The 14756-nt window shown below is 72.4% G+C and carries 14 protein-coding genes and 1 pseudogene; 5 read left to right on the top strand and 10 right to left on the bottom strand.

Features of this window, described 5'->3' with window-relative positions; all coding sequences use genetic code 11:
* Positions 1-6: 6 nt before the first annotated feature.
* Positions 7-1179, bottom strand: a complete 1173-nt coding sequence (gene hsaA / locus Adu01nite_RS40775) for a 3-hydroxy-9,10-secoandrosta-1,3,5(10)-triene-9,17-dione monooxygenase oxygenase subunit (RefSeq protein WP_203734716.1) — start codon at positions 1177-1179, stop codon at positions 7-9.
* Positions 1180-1254: 75 nt separating this feature from the next.
* Between hsaA and Adu01nite_RS40770 the strand changes: the two genes are divergently transcribed.
* From Adu01nite_RS40770 to Adu01nite_RS40760, 3 genes are read left to right on the top strand one after another with little or no spacing between them, the layout of a single operon-like run.
* The gene (locus Adu01nite_RS40770) at positions 1255-2364 is read left to right on the top strand and encodes a 3-ketosteroid-9-alpha-monooxygenase, oxygenase component (RefSeq protein WP_203734715.1); all 1110 of its coding nucleotides are present in this window, start codon (positions 1255-1257) and stop codon (positions 2362-2364) included.
* Positions 2361-2597, top strand: a complete 237-nt coding sequence (locus tag Adu01nite_RS40765; protein WP_203734714.1) for a hypothetical protein — start codon at positions 2361-2363, stop codon at positions 2595-2597. The genes Adu01nite_RS40770 and Adu01nite_RS40765 overlap by 4 nt, the downstream gene beginning before the upstream one ends.
* Complete coding sequence (locus Adu01nite_RS40760) at positions 2597-3559, top strand: ferredoxin--NADP reductase (RefSeq protein WP_203734713.1); 963 nt, start codon at positions 2597-2599, stop codon at positions 3557-3559. Before Adu01nite_RS40765 ends, Adu01nite_RS40760 begins: the two co-directional genes overlap by 1 nt.
* On the opposite strand, the gene dmpG is transcribed toward Adu01nite_RS40760, so the two are convergent.
* The 4 genes from dmpG to Adu01nite_RS40740 are packed head-to-tail and all read right to left on the bottom strand — an operon-like array spanning position 3546 to position 7786.
* The gene (dmpG, locus tag Adu01nite_RS40755) at positions 3546-4547 is read right to left on the bottom strand and encodes a 4-hydroxy-2-oxovalerate aldolase (protein ID WP_203734712.1); all 1002 of its coding nucleotides are present in this window, start codon (positions 4545-4547) and stop codon (positions 3546-3548) included. The two genes, Adu01nite_RS40760 and dmpG, sit on opposite strands and share 14 nt — an antisense overlap.
* On the bottom strand, positions 4532-5401 hold the full coding sequence (locus Adu01nite_RS40750; protein WP_203734711.1) for an acetaldehyde dehydrogenase (acetylating): 870 nt from the start codon (positions 5399-5401) through the stop codon (positions 4532-4534). Before Adu01nite_RS40750 ends, dmpG begins: the two co-directional genes overlap by 16 nt.
* The gene (locus Adu01nite_RS40745) at positions 5398-6222 is read right to left on the bottom strand and encodes a 2-keto-4-pentenoate hydratase (protein ID WP_203734710.1); all 825 of its coding nucleotides are present in this window, start codon (positions 6220-6222) and stop codon (positions 5398-5400) included. Before Adu01nite_RS40745 ends, Adu01nite_RS40750 begins: the two co-directional genes overlap by 4 nt.
* On the bottom strand, positions 6206-7786 hold the full coding sequence (locus tag Adu01nite_RS40740) for an FAD-binding protein (protein ID WP_203734709.1): 1581 nt from the start codon (positions 7784-7786) through the stop codon (positions 6206-6208). The genes Adu01nite_RS40745 and Adu01nite_RS40740 overlap by 17 nt, the downstream gene beginning before the upstream one ends.
* Before the next feature lie 54 nt (positions 7787-7840).
* Between Adu01nite_RS40740 and kstD the strand changes: the two genes are divergently transcribed.
* Positions 7841-9478, top strand: coding sequence for a 3-oxosteroid 1-dehydrogenase (gene kstD / locus Adu01nite_RS40735; RefSeq protein WP_379138585.1), 1638 nt, complete (start codon positions 7841-7843; stop codon positions 9476-9478).
* Entirely contained in the window at positions 9478-10281 is an 804-nt protein-coding gene (locus Adu01nite_RS40730) for a MaoC/PaaZ C-terminal domain-containing protein (protein WP_203734707.1), read from the top strand. Before kstD ends, Adu01nite_RS40730 begins: the two co-directional genes overlap by 1 nt.
* Here the strand turns inward: Adu01nite_RS40730 and Adu01nite_RS40725 are convergent.
* The 5 genes and pseudogenes from Adu01nite_RS40725 to Adu01nite_RS40710 all read right to left on the bottom strand — a co-directional run bounded on the left by Adu01nite_RS40725 (position 10268) and on the right by Adu01nite_RS40710 (position 14695).
* Positions 10268-11395, bottom strand: coding sequence for a lipid-transfer protein (locus Adu01nite_RS40725; RefSeq protein WP_203734706.1), 1128 nt, complete (start codon positions 11393-11395; stop codon positions 10268-10270). The genes Adu01nite_RS40730 and Adu01nite_RS40725 overlap by 14 nt on opposite strands.
* Positions 11392-11745 (bottom strand): MaoC/PaaZ C-terminal domain-containing protein, encoded by a 354-nt coding sequence (locus Adu01nite_RS48245; protein WP_239133101.1) that lies wholly within the window; start codon positions 11743-11745, stop codon positions 11392-11394. The genes Adu01nite_RS40725 and Adu01nite_RS48245 overlap by 4 nt, the downstream gene beginning before the upstream one ends.
* Positions 11746-11757: 12 nt before the next feature.
* Positions 11758-12606 (bottom strand): annotated as a pseudogene (locus Adu01nite_RS40720) (bifunctional MaoC family dehydratase N-terminal/OB-fold nucleic acid binding domain-containing protein); the annotation flags it as partial.
* Entirely contained in the window at positions 12603-13736 is a 1134-nt protein-coding gene (locus Adu01nite_RS40715; RefSeq protein ID WP_203734791.1) for an acyl-CoA dehydrogenase family protein, read from the bottom strand. The gene Adu01nite_RS40715 and the pseudogene Adu01nite_RS40720, both read right to left, overlap by 4 nt.
* Entirely contained in the window at positions 13721-14695 is a 975-nt protein-coding gene (locus tag Adu01nite_RS40710) for an acyl-CoA dehydrogenase family protein (protein WP_203734704.1), read from the bottom strand. The genes Adu01nite_RS40715 and Adu01nite_RS40710 overlap by 16 nt, the downstream gene beginning before the upstream one ends.
* Positions 14696-14756 lie beyond the last annotated feature (61 nt).

Raw genomic sequence — 14756 nt, 5'->3', positions numbered from 1 at the left:
GCCGCCTCAGACCATCGCGTCGGCGACGGACAGGCCGAATTCGCCGCGCCCGTACATGGACAGGGCCCGTTCGGGGTCGTTGATGGCGTGCACGCGGCCGGCGTGCGCGTCGCGCCAGAAGCGCTGGATCGGGTGGCTCGTGTAGATCGCGCGGCCGCCCGAATTCTCGAAGAGCCGGTCCACGGCCTGGATCGACAACTCGGTGCCGTGGACCTGGTCACGGCGTACCCGCAAGCGCAGTTGCATTGGCAGTTTCTCGCCGGCGGTGACCAGGGTCATCAGCTCGCGCATGTTGGCGGTCAGCGCGAGCCAGGCGGCGTCGATGTCGGCGGCGGCGCGGGCGACCCGCACCTGCGAGTAGGGGTCCTCGGCGGCGCGCACCCCGGCGTAGGCGGCGCGGACCCGTTCGCGCATATAAGTCACGTGCGCGTCGTACGCCCCGGTGGCCATGCCGATGATCGGGGTGGTGATCGTGTACGGGAAGATCGAACCGTACGGGATCCGGTAGAGCGGGGCCGTGTTCAGCTCCTGGCCTGGGCAGATGCAGCGGGCCGTGTCGCCGAAGCTGAGTGACCGGTAGGTCGGGACGAACGCGTCGGTGACCACGATGTCGTTGCTGCCGGTGCCGCGCAGGCCGATCGTGTGCCAGACGTCCTCGATGGTGTAGTCGGCGGCGGGCAGCAGGAACGTCCGGAAGTCGGCGGGCGCATCGCCCTCACCGGGGACGATGCCGCCGAGCAGGACCCAGCTCGCGTGGTCGCTTCCGGACGAGAAGCTCCAGCGGCCGCTCACCCGGTACCCGCCGTCGACCTGCTTGATCCTGCCGGTGGGGGCGTACGACGAGGACATCAGCGTGCCCGGGTCGTCGCCCCACACGTCCTGCTGGGCCTGGTCGGGGAAGAGCGCCATCTGCCAGTTGTGCACGCCGATCACCGAGCTGATCCAGCCGGTCGAGCCGCACGCCGCGGCGATGTCGCGCACGCAGCCGAAGAACGTGGCCGGGTCGGCCTCGAAGCCGCCGAACCGGGCCGGCTGCAGCAGCCGGAAGAAGCCGGTGGCGGCGAGGGACTTGACCGTCTCGGCGGACACCTGCCGGCGATCCTCGGCCTCCTGTGCTCGGTCGCGTAGAACCGGTAACAGCTCTCGTACGCCCGAGGTGACCGCTTCGGTGCCCTCCATGAGATCCCTCCGCTGGCTTGGCTGGCGAGTTCGACGGTCCCTATACTAGAACACGTTCTACCTAAGGGGCTACAGATGAGCGATGCGCGCACCATTGACCCTGGAGTACTCCCGGCCCGGTTCGCCCGCGGCTGGCACTGTCTCGGGCTGGCCGACTCGTTCCGGGACGGTAAGCCGCACGCGATCGAGGCGTTCGGCACCAAGCTCGTGGTCTTCGCCGACTCGGCGGGGGCGCTGCACGTGCTCGACGGCTACTGCCGGCACATGGGCGGCGACCTCACGATGGGCACGATCAAGGGCGACGAGATCGCCTGCCCGTTCCACGACTGGCGGTGGCGGGGCGACGGGCGGTGCGCCTCGGTGCCGTACGCGCATCGCGTGCCCGTGCGGGCGAAGACGAGGTCGTGGCACACGCAGGAGGAGAACCGGCAGCTGTTCGTCTGGAACGACCCGCAACAGAGGCCGCCGGACGTCGCGATCCCGCGGATCGACGGCGCGTTCTCCGACGACTGGTCGGCCTGGACCTGGGATTCGATCCGGATCGACGGCGCCAACTGCCGCGAAGTGATCGACAACGTCGTCGACATGGCGCACTTCTTCTACATCCACTTCGCCTTCCCGACGTTCTTCAAGAACGTCCTCGAGGGGCAGGTGGCGTCGCAGTTCCTGCAGACCCGGCCGCGGCCGGACGTGCCGATCACGGCGAAGCAGTCGGGGGACGCGACGCTGCGCTCGGAGGCCGCCTACTACGGGCCGTCCTACATGATCGATTACCTGTTCAACAACTATCGCGGGCTCGAGATCGAGTCGGTGCTGATCAACTGCCACTACCCGGTGTCGGCCAACTCGTTCGTCCTCCAGTGGGGGGTCATCGTCAAGCGGCTGCCGGGGCTGAGCACCGAGCAGGCCGCCAAGGCGGCGGCGAAGTTCGCCAAGGGCATCGGGATCGGGTTCGAGCAGGACGTGGAGATCTGGAAGCACAAGAGCCGGATCGACAACCCGCTGCTGTGCGCCGAGGACGGGCCGGTCTACCAGCTGCGCCGGTGGTACGAGCAGTTCTACGTCGACGTCGAGGACGTCACCGAGGACATGGTGGCGCGCTACGAGTTCGAGGTCGACACCACCCGCGCGGTCGAGACGTGGACGGCCGAGGTGGCCGAGAACATGGCCCGGCAGGCGTCATGACGCTCACCGAGCGGCAGGAATACCTCGAGGGCGGGTTCGAGAAGGTGGAATGCGCCCGCTGCGAAGCCCTGGTGCGGGTGCGCAAGTCGAGCCCGCAGCAGACCAGCGTGCAGTGGACGACCGACGCCACTCGCCTCTGCGCGGCAAAACTGAACGCGCTCGTGCCGACCTGCCGAGACCTGCGCGCCAGCATCGACGACGCGGTCCGGGCGGGCAAGCTGGAGGTGAGCTGATGGCGCACCGGCTGCGCGTCGCCGAGGTCATTGCCGAAACCGCCGACGCGCACTCGCTGGTGCTGACCGTGCCGCCGGCGCTGGCCGCGACGTTCGCGTACCGCCCGGGTCAATATCTCACCGTCATCGTGCCGGGGAGCGGGGCCCGCTGCTACTCGCTGTCCAGCTCTCCGCACACCGATCAAGATCTGAAAATCACCATCAAGCGGGTACGCGACGGGCAGGCGTCCAACTGGATCTGCGATCACGTACGCGCCGGGCAGACCCTCGAACTGCTGCCGCCGGCCGGGGAGTTCTCGCCCGCGTCGCTCGACGACGACCTGTTGCTGCTGGCCGGCGGCAGTGGGATCACGCCGGTGATGGGCATCATCAAGTCGGTGCTGGCCCACGGCCGCGGCCGGCTGCACCTGATCTACGCGAACCGGGACGAGCGGTCGATCATCTTCGCCGGGGAACTGGCCGCGCTGGCCGGGGACCGGCTCACCGTGACGCATTGGCTGGACAGCGAGCGGGGCACCCCGTCCCCGGCCTCGCTGGCGGCCCTGCTTGCGCCCGGGGACGGACGGAAGGCGTACATCTGCGGACCGGAACTCTTTGTCGCGATGGCCTGCGACGCCTTGCAGCAAGCCGGAGTTTCGCCGGATCTTGTTCATGTCGAGCGCTTCGAGATCACTCCGGAGGAGACGGCCGACGCCACCCTCGAGGTCGAGATCGACGGGCAGACGCACCATCTGCCGTGGCCGGCCGGCAAGCGGATGCTCGACGTGATCATCGAGGCCGGGCTCAACCCGCCGTTCTCCTGCCGGCAGGGGCACTGCGGTGCGTGCGCGTTGCGGCTGCTGCGCGGCAAGGTCGACCTGGTCAACAACGAGGTGCTCGAGCAGGAGGACTTCGACGAGGGCTACACGCTCGCCTGCCAGGCGGTGGCCCGCAGCGACGAAGTCTCGGTCACCTATTACTGAGCTCGACGGCGATGTCGATGAGCTGGTCCTCCTGGCCGCCGACCAGGCGCCGCTCGCCCGCCTTGACCAGGATCTCGGCGCCGGAGACCTGGTAGCGCTGGGCGAGCGCGTAGGCATGCGTCAGGAAGCTGGAGTAGACGCCGGCGTAACCCATGATCAGGGCCAGGCGGTCGAGTTTGCACTCGTCCGGCATGACCGGGCGGACCACGTCCTCGGCCGCGTCGACGATGGCGAAGAAGTCGATGCCGGTGCGGATGCCGAGCTTGTCGCAGACCCCGACGAACGCCTCGACCGGGGTGTTCCCGGCGCCCGCGCCGAACCGGCGGGTGCTGCCGTCGATCTGCTTGGCACCGGCCCGCACGGCGAGGACCGAGTTGGCCACGCCGAGGCCGAGGTTCTCGTGGCCGTGGAAGCCGACCTGGGCGTCGGCGCCGAGCTCGGCCACCAGCGCGGCGACCCGGTCGCCGACCTGGTCCAGGACGAGCGCGCCGGCCGAATCCACCACGTAGACGCACTGGCAGCCGGCGTCGGCCATGATCCGGGCCTGTTTCGCCAACTCGAGAGGCGGCTGGGAGTGGGCCATCATCAGGAAGCCGACCGTCTCCAGGCCGAGCTCGCGGGCGAGGCCGAAGTGCTGTTCCGTGATGTCGGCCTCGGTGCAGTGGCTGGCGATCCGGCAGACCGTCGCGCCGTTGCCGGCCGCCGCGCGGATGTCGTCGAACAGGCCGATGCCCGGCAGCATCAGGAACGCGATCTTGGCGTTGGTCGCGGTCTCCGCCGCCGCCTTGATCAACTCTTGCTCCGGCGTGCGGCTCCGGCCGTAGGTGAACGACGAGCCGCCCAGGCCGTCGCCGTGGGTCACCTCGATCACCGGCACGCCCGCGGCGTCGAGGGCGGCGACGACCGCGGTGACTTCGGCGACGGTGAACTGGTGGCGCTTGGCGTGCGAGCCGTCCCGCAGGGACGAATCGGTTACTCGGATGTACATGTGGCCAACTCCTCGCCCACGCGGGTGGCGGCGGCGGTCATGATGTCGAGATTTCCGGCGTACGGCGGCAGGAAGTCCCCGGCCCCGGTGATCTCCAGGAAGATCGCGACGCGGCCCTGATCGAACTGCGGCTCGTTGAGCAGCCGATAGCCGGGGACGTAGCGGGCGACCTCGGCGACCATCTCCTGGATCGACTTGGTGACGGCCGCGACGTCGGCGTCCGGGCCGATCGCGCAGAACACGGTGTCCCGCATGACCAACGGAGGATCAGCAGGATTGAGTACGACGATCGCCTTACCCTTCGCCGCCCCGCCGACCGTTTCGAGGGCCCGGCCGGTGGTGCGGGTGAACTCGTCGATGTTGGCCCGGGTGCCCGGCCCGGCCGAGCGCGACGCGACGGTGGCCACGATCTCGGCGTAGCTCACCGGCGTGCACCGGGACACCGCGTAGACCATCGGGATCGTCGCCTGGCCGCCGCAGGTGATCAGGTTGAGGTTGGGCGCGCCGAGGTGTTCGCGCAGGTTGACCTCGGGCACGACCAGCGGGCCGACCACGGCCGGGGTGAGGTCGACGGCCCGGATGCCGGCCTCGGCGTAGCGCGGCGCACAGGCCCGGTGCACGGCCGCCGAGGTCGCCTCGAAGACCAGGTCGGGCAGCGGATCCTGGGCGAGCAGCCAGTCGGCACCCTTCGAGCTGGCCTCCAGGCCGAGGTCGGCGGCGCGGCGCAGCCCCGGACTGTCCGGGTCGATGCCGACCATCCAGCGCGGCTCGATCCGCTCCGAGCGCACCAGCTTGTGAAGCAGGTCGGTCCCGATGTTCCCGGACCCGACGATCGCGGCCGTCAGCTTGGTCATGCCCGCCCCTCCCGATCAGCCGAACCCGCCCGTAAACCCGGAGCGTCCCGGAAGGACAGCCGGACCTCGCCGAGGCCGGTGAACTCGGCTCGGAACTCGTCGCCCGGGGCGGCGTCCACGGCTCGGGCACAGGCGCCGGGCAGCACCAGGTGGCCGGCGCGCAGCCGGACCCCGAAGCCGGCGACCGTGCGGGCCAGCCAGGCCACCGCGGTCACCGGGTTGCCGAGAACCGCGTCGGATCGGCCCTGGGCGACCGGTTCGCCGTTCTGGAAGAGCACCGCGTCGATCCCACGCGGGTCGATCTCGTGCGGCGGCACCCGGCCGACGCCGATGACGAAGCCGGCCGACGAGGCGTTGTCGGCGATCGTGTCGGCCAGGCTGATCCTCCAATCCCGGATGCGGCTGTCGATCAGCTCGATCGACGGCGCGAACGCCTCGGTCGCGGCCAGCACGTCGTCCTCGGTGCAGCCCTCCCCCGGCAGGTCGGCGCCGAGCAGGAAGGCCACCTCGATCTCGACCCGCGGGTAGCAGTAACGCTTCGCGTCGGCCGGCTCGGTCTCGGACAGCCGCATGTCGGCCATCAGGTGCCCGTAGTCGGGTTCGTCGACGCCCATCATCTGCTGCATCGCCTTCGACGACAGGCCGACCTTGTGCCCGACGACCACACCAGCGCGGCGGCGGATGTTGCCGAGCTGGATCGCGTAGGCGTCGGCGGCCGTCATGCCGGGCCACTCCCGCGTCAGGGGCGCGATCGGGGCCCGGTCGCGCTCGGCGACCCGCAGCCGATCGGCGAGGGCAAGGCGATCAGCCTCGGTGAGCATGCAGACCTCCCCGGTCCGAAATGGCGGCGCTGCGTCCGGCCCGGCGCCCGGAGAAGACGCAGTCGGCCAGCGAGAGCCCACTGACATAGCTGCGGGAGCAGATCCCGACCGCGGTCCGCCCGGCGGCATAGAGCCCGGCCACCCCGAGCACCTGCCCGGTGTCCTCATCGACCCGCAGACCACCGAGCGTGAGCATCGGCGCCGGCACAGCGGTCCGGTTCCGCACGGAGACATCAATCAGGGAGTACGGCGGGGTAGCGAGCGGACGCACCAGGCCGGCGGGCTTTCCGGCGGGGTCCGGGGTCGCCGCCACGCCCACCGGCGCGGCCGGCTGATACGCCGCGAGGGTGGTGGCCAGGCCGGTGGGGTCGATGCCGGCTCGGCGGGCGGCGGCCTCCGGGGTTCGGCCGGTGGTGCGGCCGGCGGTCAGCAGCCATATAGCCTGCCAGCGCTGGAACCACAGGGTTTGCGACCACACCTGGCGGCGGCATTCGGCCAGGACCGCGGCGTCGAGCAGGAGCCAGGCCTTCGCGTCCGGCGAGCGCAGGATCGCCTCGCCGATCGCCGCGCCGTAGCGGGACTCGTCGCAGACCCGGTGGCCGTTTCGGTCGACCAGCAGGCCGCCGAGCATCGCTGACGGCGGCGACAGGAAGCGCCAGATCGTGACCCGGTCGAGGTGGGCGGTGGACGCGCCGGCCTCGACGCCGAGGCGGATGCCCGAGCCGTCGTCGCCCGGCGTGCCCAGTCGCAGGCCGCCTCGGTAGTCCGGGGCGTGTTCGCGCATCATCGTGCGGTTGAAGACGAAACCGCCCGCGCAGAGCACCACCCCGCCGCGCGCGGCGATCCGCAGCGGGCGGCCGTAGCGCCGCTCCAGCCAGGTGACCGGGCGGTGCAGCGCGCGGCCCACCGGCGGCAGGTACAGGGCCGGCTTCACCGACCAGCGGTGCAGCACGCGGTGCGCCAGGGCCGGGAAACCACGCAGCGTGCGGCACTCGACGCCGGTCACCCGGCCGCCGGAGTCGGTGACCAGGTGCTCGACGCGGGTCTGGGTGTGCACCGCGACGCCGCGGGCGCGGGCGGCGGCGGTCAGCCGGGCGGCCAGCACCCGCCCGGAGGTGCCGCGGGCGAGAACCCGGTGCCCGCGCGGCGTCGATCCCTCACTGTCGGAGACGTACAGGTAGTGGCGGTTGGTGGGATAGGACGTCTTGTAGGGGCACCGGCGCGCGTCGAACGGCACGCCCAGGCCGGACAGCCACTCGATCATCCCGGCGCTCTGCTCGCAGAACCGGCGCAGGGTGCCGGCCGCGACCACGTCGCCGACCTCCTCGCGCAGATAGCCGGCCATCGCCGCCGGGGTGTCGGTGACCCCGGCCTCGCGCTGCTGCTGAGTGCCGCCACCTGCGTAGACGATCCCGCCGGAGATCGCGGTGGCGCCGCCGCCGGTGAACCGGTCGAGCACGATCACCCGGGCGCCCGCGTCGGCGGCCTCGATGGCGGCGCAGGCACCCGCAGCGCCGAAGCCGACCACCACGACGTCGGCCGACTCGTCCCAGGAATCGTTCACCGGACCTCCGTAGTGGTGGCGGACAGGCAAGAACTATAACCTGTTCTAGTGACGATGACCGAGGACGAGTTCGACGTTGTCGTGGTCGGCAGCGGTGGCGCGGGCATGGTCGCGGCGCTCGCCGCGGCGCACCACGGGTTGACGGCGGTCGTGCTGGAAAAGGCTGACAGCTACGGCGGATCCACCGCGAGGTCGGGCGGCGGTCTGTGGATGCCGGGCAATGACGTGCTGACCCGGGCCGGCATCGGCGGTGACGCGCGCACCTACCTGGCGCACGTCGCCGGCGCCGACGCCACGCCCGAGCGGCAGAACGCGTTCCTGTCGGCCGCACCCGAGGTGCTGGCCTTCATCCGGGCGCACACCCCGCTCGACTTCGCCTGGGTGCCGGGCTATCCCGACTACTACCCGGAAGCGCCGGGCGGCCGCCCCGAAGGCCGCAGCATCGAGCCGAAACCGCTGGACGCCCGCCTGATCGGGCCCGACCTGGCGGCCCTGGCCACGCCCTACCGGGCCGCGCCGGACGGGGTCGCGGTCACCCAGGTCGACTACCGATGGCTGTCGCTGGGCCTGCGGCATCCGCGGTCGGTCAGCACCGGGGCGCGGCTGGCTGCCCGCGGCCTGATCGCAAGGCTGAGCGGCCGCCGAAAGCTCACCATGGGCCAGGCACTGGCCGCCGGCCTCCGAGCCGGACTGCGCGCCGCCGACGTTCCGGTGCGGCTCGGCACGCCGATGACCGACCTGGTGGTCGAGAACGGCCGGGTGGCCGGCGTCCGGGTGGCCGAGGAAAGCCAGGTGACCGGGGTCCGGGTGGGCGACACCACGGTAAGCGCCAGGAAGGGCGTGCTGCTGGCCAGCGGCGGCTTCGAGCAGAACGAAGCGATGCGCCGGAAATATCAGGACATCGGGGTCGAGTGGACCGTCGGGGCGGCCGGTAACACCGGGGACGGCATCGAGGCGGGTGAGCGGCTCGGCGCCGCGCTCGACCTGATGGACGAGGCGTGGTGGGGGCCGTCGATCCCGCTCACCGGTGGACCGTACTTCTGCCTCGCCGAGCGCAACCAACCCGGCTGCCTGCTGGTCGACGCGACCGGGCGGAGGTTCGTCAACGAGGCGGCGCCCTACGCGGACGCGGTGCACGCGATGTTCGAAGCGCAGCTACCCGCCTGGCTGGTGGCCGACCAGACCTACCGGGACCGCTACCTGTTCGCCGGCCGCGGCCCGCGGGCCCGGCTGCCGCGCCGCTGGTTCGACGCGGGCGTCGCACACCGGGCCGATTCGCTGGACGCACTGGCCGACCGGATCGGCGTCCCGGCGCAGGCGCTGGGCGACACCGTGCGGCGGTTCAACGGGTTCGCGGCGAGCGGCCGGGACGACGACTTCCACCGTGGCGACTCGGCCTACGACCGCTACTACGGCGACCCACGGCAGCGACCCAACCCCTGCTTGGGCGCGCTGGTGAGGCCGCCGTTCTACGCGTTCCGGATGGTGCCCGGCGACCTCGGCACCAAGGGCGGCCTGCGCACCGACGAGCGGGCCCGGGTGCTGCGCCCGGACGGCACGGCGATCCCCGGCCTGTACGCGGCGGGCAACGCGACCGCCGCGGTGATGGGCCGCAGCTACGCGGGCGCGGGCGCGACCCTGGGCCCGGCGCTCACTTTCGGATATCTGGCCGCGCGAGACATGGAGAGCTGATGCCGATCGACCCCGCCCGCGCCGTCGGCGCCGAGCTGCCGAGCCGCGACCTCAGCTGGGACAGCACCGACGTGCTGCTCTACCACCTGGCCGTCGGCGCCGGCGAGCTTCCCTACGTGTACGAGGACGCCCTCTGCGGCGTGCTCCCCAGCTTCGCCACGGTCGCCACCACGCTGGGCGACACCGAACCGCCGACGGTCCGGATGCCCGGCGTCGACGTCGACCTGGCCCGGGTCGTGCACGGCCGCCAGGAGATCGAGCTGCACCAGCCGATCCCGGTGAAGGGCCGGTGCCGGGCCCGCTCGCGGATCGCCGCCGTCTACGACAAGGGCACCGCCGCGATCGTCGTCACCGAGACCACCACCGACCTGTTCACCAGCCGGATCAGCATCTTCGTCAAGGGCGAGGGCGGGTTCGGCGGCGACCGCGGCCCGGACACCCGGGTGCCGCTGCCCGACCGGGAGCCGGACGCCGAGGTGCGCACGCCGACCGACCCGCGGCAGGCGCTCTGGTACCGGCTTCTGGGCGACCGCAACCCGCTGCACGTCGATCCGGCGTTCGCGGCCCGGGCCGGGTTCCCCCGCCCGATCCTGCACGGCCTCTGCACGTACGCCATGGTGCTGAAGGCGGCGATCGGCACCGAACCGGACCGGGTGGCGAGCTATCGGGCCCGCTTCGCCGGGGTGGTCTTCCCGGGCGACACCCTGCACACCCGGGTCTGGCGCGAGGACGGCCGGCTGGTCCTGCAGGCGAGCGTCGGCGACCGCCCGGTCCTCTCCGACGCGGTGGTCACGCTCCGCTGAGGATCAACCCGCTGGTCGGCACCCCGGTGCCCGCCGTGACCAGCACCGGACCGTCGCCGGGGATCTGGTTCACCGCGGTGCCGCGGACCTGCCGCACGGCCTCGGCGATGCCGTTCATGCCATGGATGTACGCCTCCCCCAGCTGCCCGCCGTTCGGGTTGATCGGCAGCCGATCGTCGGCGATGAGATGCCGGGCTTCGCCACGACCGCAAAACCCCAGTTCCTCCAACTGCATCAGCACGTACGGGGTGAAGTGGTCATAGAGCACGGCGGTGCGTACGTCGCCGGGCGTGAATCCGGACTGCCCCCACAGCTGGCGGGCCACCACCCCCATCTCCGGCAGCGCGGCCACGTCGTCGCGGTAGTAGCTGGTCATCACGAACTGGTCGGTCCCGCTGCCCTGGGCGGCCGCGCAGATCACCGCGGGCGGCCGGCGCAGATCGCGGGCCCGCTCGGCGGACGTGATCACGAGCGCGACCGCGCCGTCGCTCTCCTGGCAGCAGTCGAGCAGCCGCAACGGTTCGGCGATCCAGCGCGAGGCCCGATGGTCGTCGAGGGTGATCGGCCGCCGGTAGAACCAGGCGGCCGGATTGGTGGCCGCATACCGCCGGGCCGCCACCGAGACCCGGCCGAGGTCGTCGGTGGTGGCGCCGTAATCATGCATATAACGCCGCGCCACCATCGCCACCATCGCGGCCGGGGTGGCCAGCCCCATCGGGTAGTGCCAGCTCGCGTCGAGCCCGGGCGGCGTGGTGGCCTGCCCGAACCGGCGGCCCGACCGCTCGTTGAGTGCGCGGTAGCAGACCACCGTCGAAGCGATCCCGGTCGCGACGGCGAGCACGGCCTGCTGCACGACCGCGCAGGCGGCGCCCCCGCCGTACCCGATCCGGCTGAGAAAGGTCAGCTCGCCGGCGCCGATCTCCCGGGCCACCGCGATCTCGGCGTTGTCGTCCATGGTGAAGGTGGTCAGCCCGTCGACGTCGGACGGTTGCAGCCCGGCGTCGTCGAGGGCGGCCCGGACGGCTTCGACGGCGAGGCGGAGTTCGCTGCGCCCGGAGTCCTTGGCGAATTCGGTGGCGCCGATCCCGGCGATCGCCGTCGCCCGGGCGATCATGACGCCATCCGGACGGTGCCGGCCACGTGCTCGCCGGTCCCGGTCCGCCCGGTGACCGCGACGTCGCGGCCGCGGGCCTGCCCGGTGAAGGTGAGCGTGTCGTACGGATAGCAGGGCGCGCCGAGCCGGATCTCGATGCCGCGCAGCACCGCGGCCGGCCCGGCCCAGTCGGTGACGTAGCGCTGCACCAGCCCGGTGGTGGTGAGGATGTTGAGGAAGATGTCCCGGCTGCCGCGGCGCACGGCCGCGTCCCGGTCGTGGTGCACGTCCTGGAAGTCCCGGGTGGCCAGGGCGGTGCTGACGATGACGGTCGGGGTGACGGCGAGCTCCCACGGCGGCAGGTCGGCCAGCCCGGCCGGCGTCCAGGCGGGCAGGCCGTCCACGATGCAGGCCCGCACCTCGCCCCCGATCCGCACCTCGTCCGGCCGCACACCGCGCAGCTCCCCCACCATCCGCACCCCTTCGTCCAGGTCGACCAGGGCGACCACGACCGGCGACCGGCGGCCCGGCAGCGGCGGATGGCGGTGCACCACATAGCTGTGGATGCGCCCGGTGCCGGCCGCCACCACGTACGACGGCTTGAGCGCGCCGCACCGCGGGCAGGCCGGCCCGGGCGGGTGGCGCAGCGCCCCGCAGTCGCCGCAGCTCTGGATGCGCAGCTCCCCGGCTTCGAGGCCGGCCCAGAAGAAGGCGGTGTCGAGGCCGACGACCGGCCGGATCGGCTCGGCCGGGGACGCGGGCGGCGTGGCGCCGGGCCGGAACTTGAGGATCCGGAACCGCATCTCGGCGACCGGCTCACCGGCCACCTCCCAGATGCTCTCAGTGTTGACGAACCAGCCCTCGCCGAGCGCGGTGCGCTTCGGCCCGGCCACGTCGAGGAGCCGGCCGCGCACCGCCACCACCTCCCCCACCCGCAGGTAGCGGTGGTAGGTCTGGGCACAGTCGGTGGCCACCACCGACGTGTAGCCGGCCGCGTCGAGCACCGCCGACATCTCGTGCAGCGGATCGGCATCGGGCCGGGCCCTCAGCCCGCGCATGGTCCACACCTGCGCCATCGCGGGCGGGGCCAGGCCGTCCCGCTCGTAGACCGGGTTGTCGTCGCCGATCGCGGCCAGCCAGTCGCGGATCGCCGGGAGGTTGACCGGGTCGCGGGCGAGCCGGGCCGGCGACAGCCCGAGCGCGGCGATCCGCTCCGCGGCCTCGGCGATCATCGCGGCACCCGCGGCAGGCCGAGCCCGGCGGACGCGATGATCTCCCGCTGGATCTCGTTCACCCCGCCGCCGAAGGTCAGCACCAGGTTGCGTTTGGCCTGCACGTCCAGCCAGGTGAGCAGGTCGGCGGTGGCCGGGTCGGCCGGGTCGCCGTGCCGCCAGACCACCTCCTCGAGCTCCTGGCCGATCCGCAGCAGCCGCTCGGAGGAGAAGACCTTGGTGGCGGAGGCGTCGGCGGGGCTCGGCTCGGCCCCGGTCACCTGCCAGTTGAGCAGCTCGTTCACCCGCATCGCGATGGTGGCGTGGTCGAGGGCGCGGCGCACGTCGGGCGTGTCGTGGGTGACCGCCCACGCGCGTACCCGATCGATGAAGGCGCCGAACCGCCCGGCCGGACCGAGCATCACCCGCTCGTGGTTGAGCTGGGTGGTCAGCAGCCGCCAGCCGGCGTTCTCGGCGCCGACCCGGCGGGACACCGGCACCCGCACGTCGCTGAGGTAGACCGAGTTGACGTGGTGCGCGCCGTCGCAGGTGATGATCGGCGTCCACGAGTAGCCGGGGTCGGTGGTGTCGACGATGAGGACGCTGAGGCCGCGGTGCCGGGGCGCGTCCGGGTCGGTGCGGCAGGCCAGCCACAGGTAGTCGGCGTCGTGCGCGCCGGTGGTGAAGGTCTTCTGCCCGTTCACCACGTACTCGTCGCCGTCGCGGACCGCGCGGGTGCGCAGCGCCGCGAGATCGGTCCCGGCCTCCGGCTCGGTGTAGCCGATCGCGAAGTGCAGCTCGCCGGCCAGGATCGGCGGCAGGAAGAACTCCTGCTGCTCGGGCGAGCCGTGCGCGAGCAGCGTCGGCGCCACCGTCTGCAGCGTGACGGCGGGCAGCGGGACGTCGGCGCGGGCCGCCTCGTTCACGAAGATCTGCTGCTCGACCGGGCCGAGCCCGCCGCCCCCGAACCGCTTCGGAAAACCGAGGCCGAGCCACCCGTCCCGCCCGAGCCGCCGCACGAGGTCGCGATAAACCGTCCCGTGCCGCTCCCGCAGGAGCACGGCCCGCTCTTCGAGGGACAAAATTCCTTGGAGGTACGTCCTGAGCCGCGCCCGAAGCGCATGCTGCTCGTCGGTCAGGTCGATGAACACCATGCGCTCCCGAGGTGGCGGACCAGGTCGCGGACCAGGGCGGTGTGCCGGTGCAGCGGGTAGTCGGCGGCCAGGCCGAGCCCGCCGTGCAGGTGGTGGCAGACCCGCAGGGCCGGCAGGGCCTCGCGGCCGAGCCAGTACGCGGCGACCCCCAGGTCGTCGTCGCGCCCCCGGTCCACGCCCCAACTGGCGGCGAGGGCGGCCAGGTGCATCGTGCGGGAGGCGACGTAGACGTCGGCGATCTCCTGGGCGACCGCCTGGAAGGTGGCGAGCGGCCGGCCGAACTGGTGCCGGTCGCGCACGTGGTCGGCGGTCATCCGCAGCGCACCGGCCAGCGCACCGTCGCCGAGGGCGCAGGCGCCGGCCACGGCGTACCGGAAAAGGTCGGCCTCGGGGTCGGCCAGCGGCTCGGCCGGGACGTCGTCGAGCCGCAGCGCGAACTCGTCCGCCCCCGACGAGGTCGGGATCCGGGTCAGGGTCACGCCGGGCGCGGCCGGATCGACGAGGGCGACGCCCGGGGTGCCAACCGGGATCAGCACGCGGTAGGCCCGGTCGGCGGCCGGGACCGCTCGGCACGTGCCGGTGAGCCGGCCGTCCGGCGCGGCCCGGACCTGCGCGCTCAGGGCGGCGGTCAGTATTCGCCCCTCGAGGACCGGCGGGAGCAGGTCGCGCTGCTGGGCGGGGCTGCCCCAGCGCGCCACCGGGAGGACCCCGAGCGCCAGGGTGGACCAGGCCGGCACCAGGGCGGCGTGCCGGCCGATCTCGGTGAGCAGCAGGCCGGTCTCGGTCGCGCCCAGCCCGGCGCCGCCCAGCTCGGCCGGCACCGCGAGGCCGAGCAGCCCGGCCTGGCCGAGCGACTTCCACAGCCGGTCGGGGGTGCCGTCGTGGCCGGCCAGCACCTCGCCGGCGAGGCGGACGATCGCCTCCTGGGTGTCGTCGAGATCGAAATCCGGACCCATGCCGCCATTAGAACATGTTTCAGTTTGCGGAGAACAGGCGTCGCCGCAACAGGTTGTCAAC

The sequence above is a fragment of the Paractinoplanes durhamensis genome (genome assembly GCF_016862175.1).
GTDB lineage: Bacteria > Actinomycetota > Actinomycetes > Mycobacteriales > Micromonosporaceae > Actinoplanes > Actinoplanes durhamensis.
The sequence above is the reverse complement of the archived record's forward strand: the minus strand, read 5'-3'. Positions and strand labels throughout refer to the sequence as shown.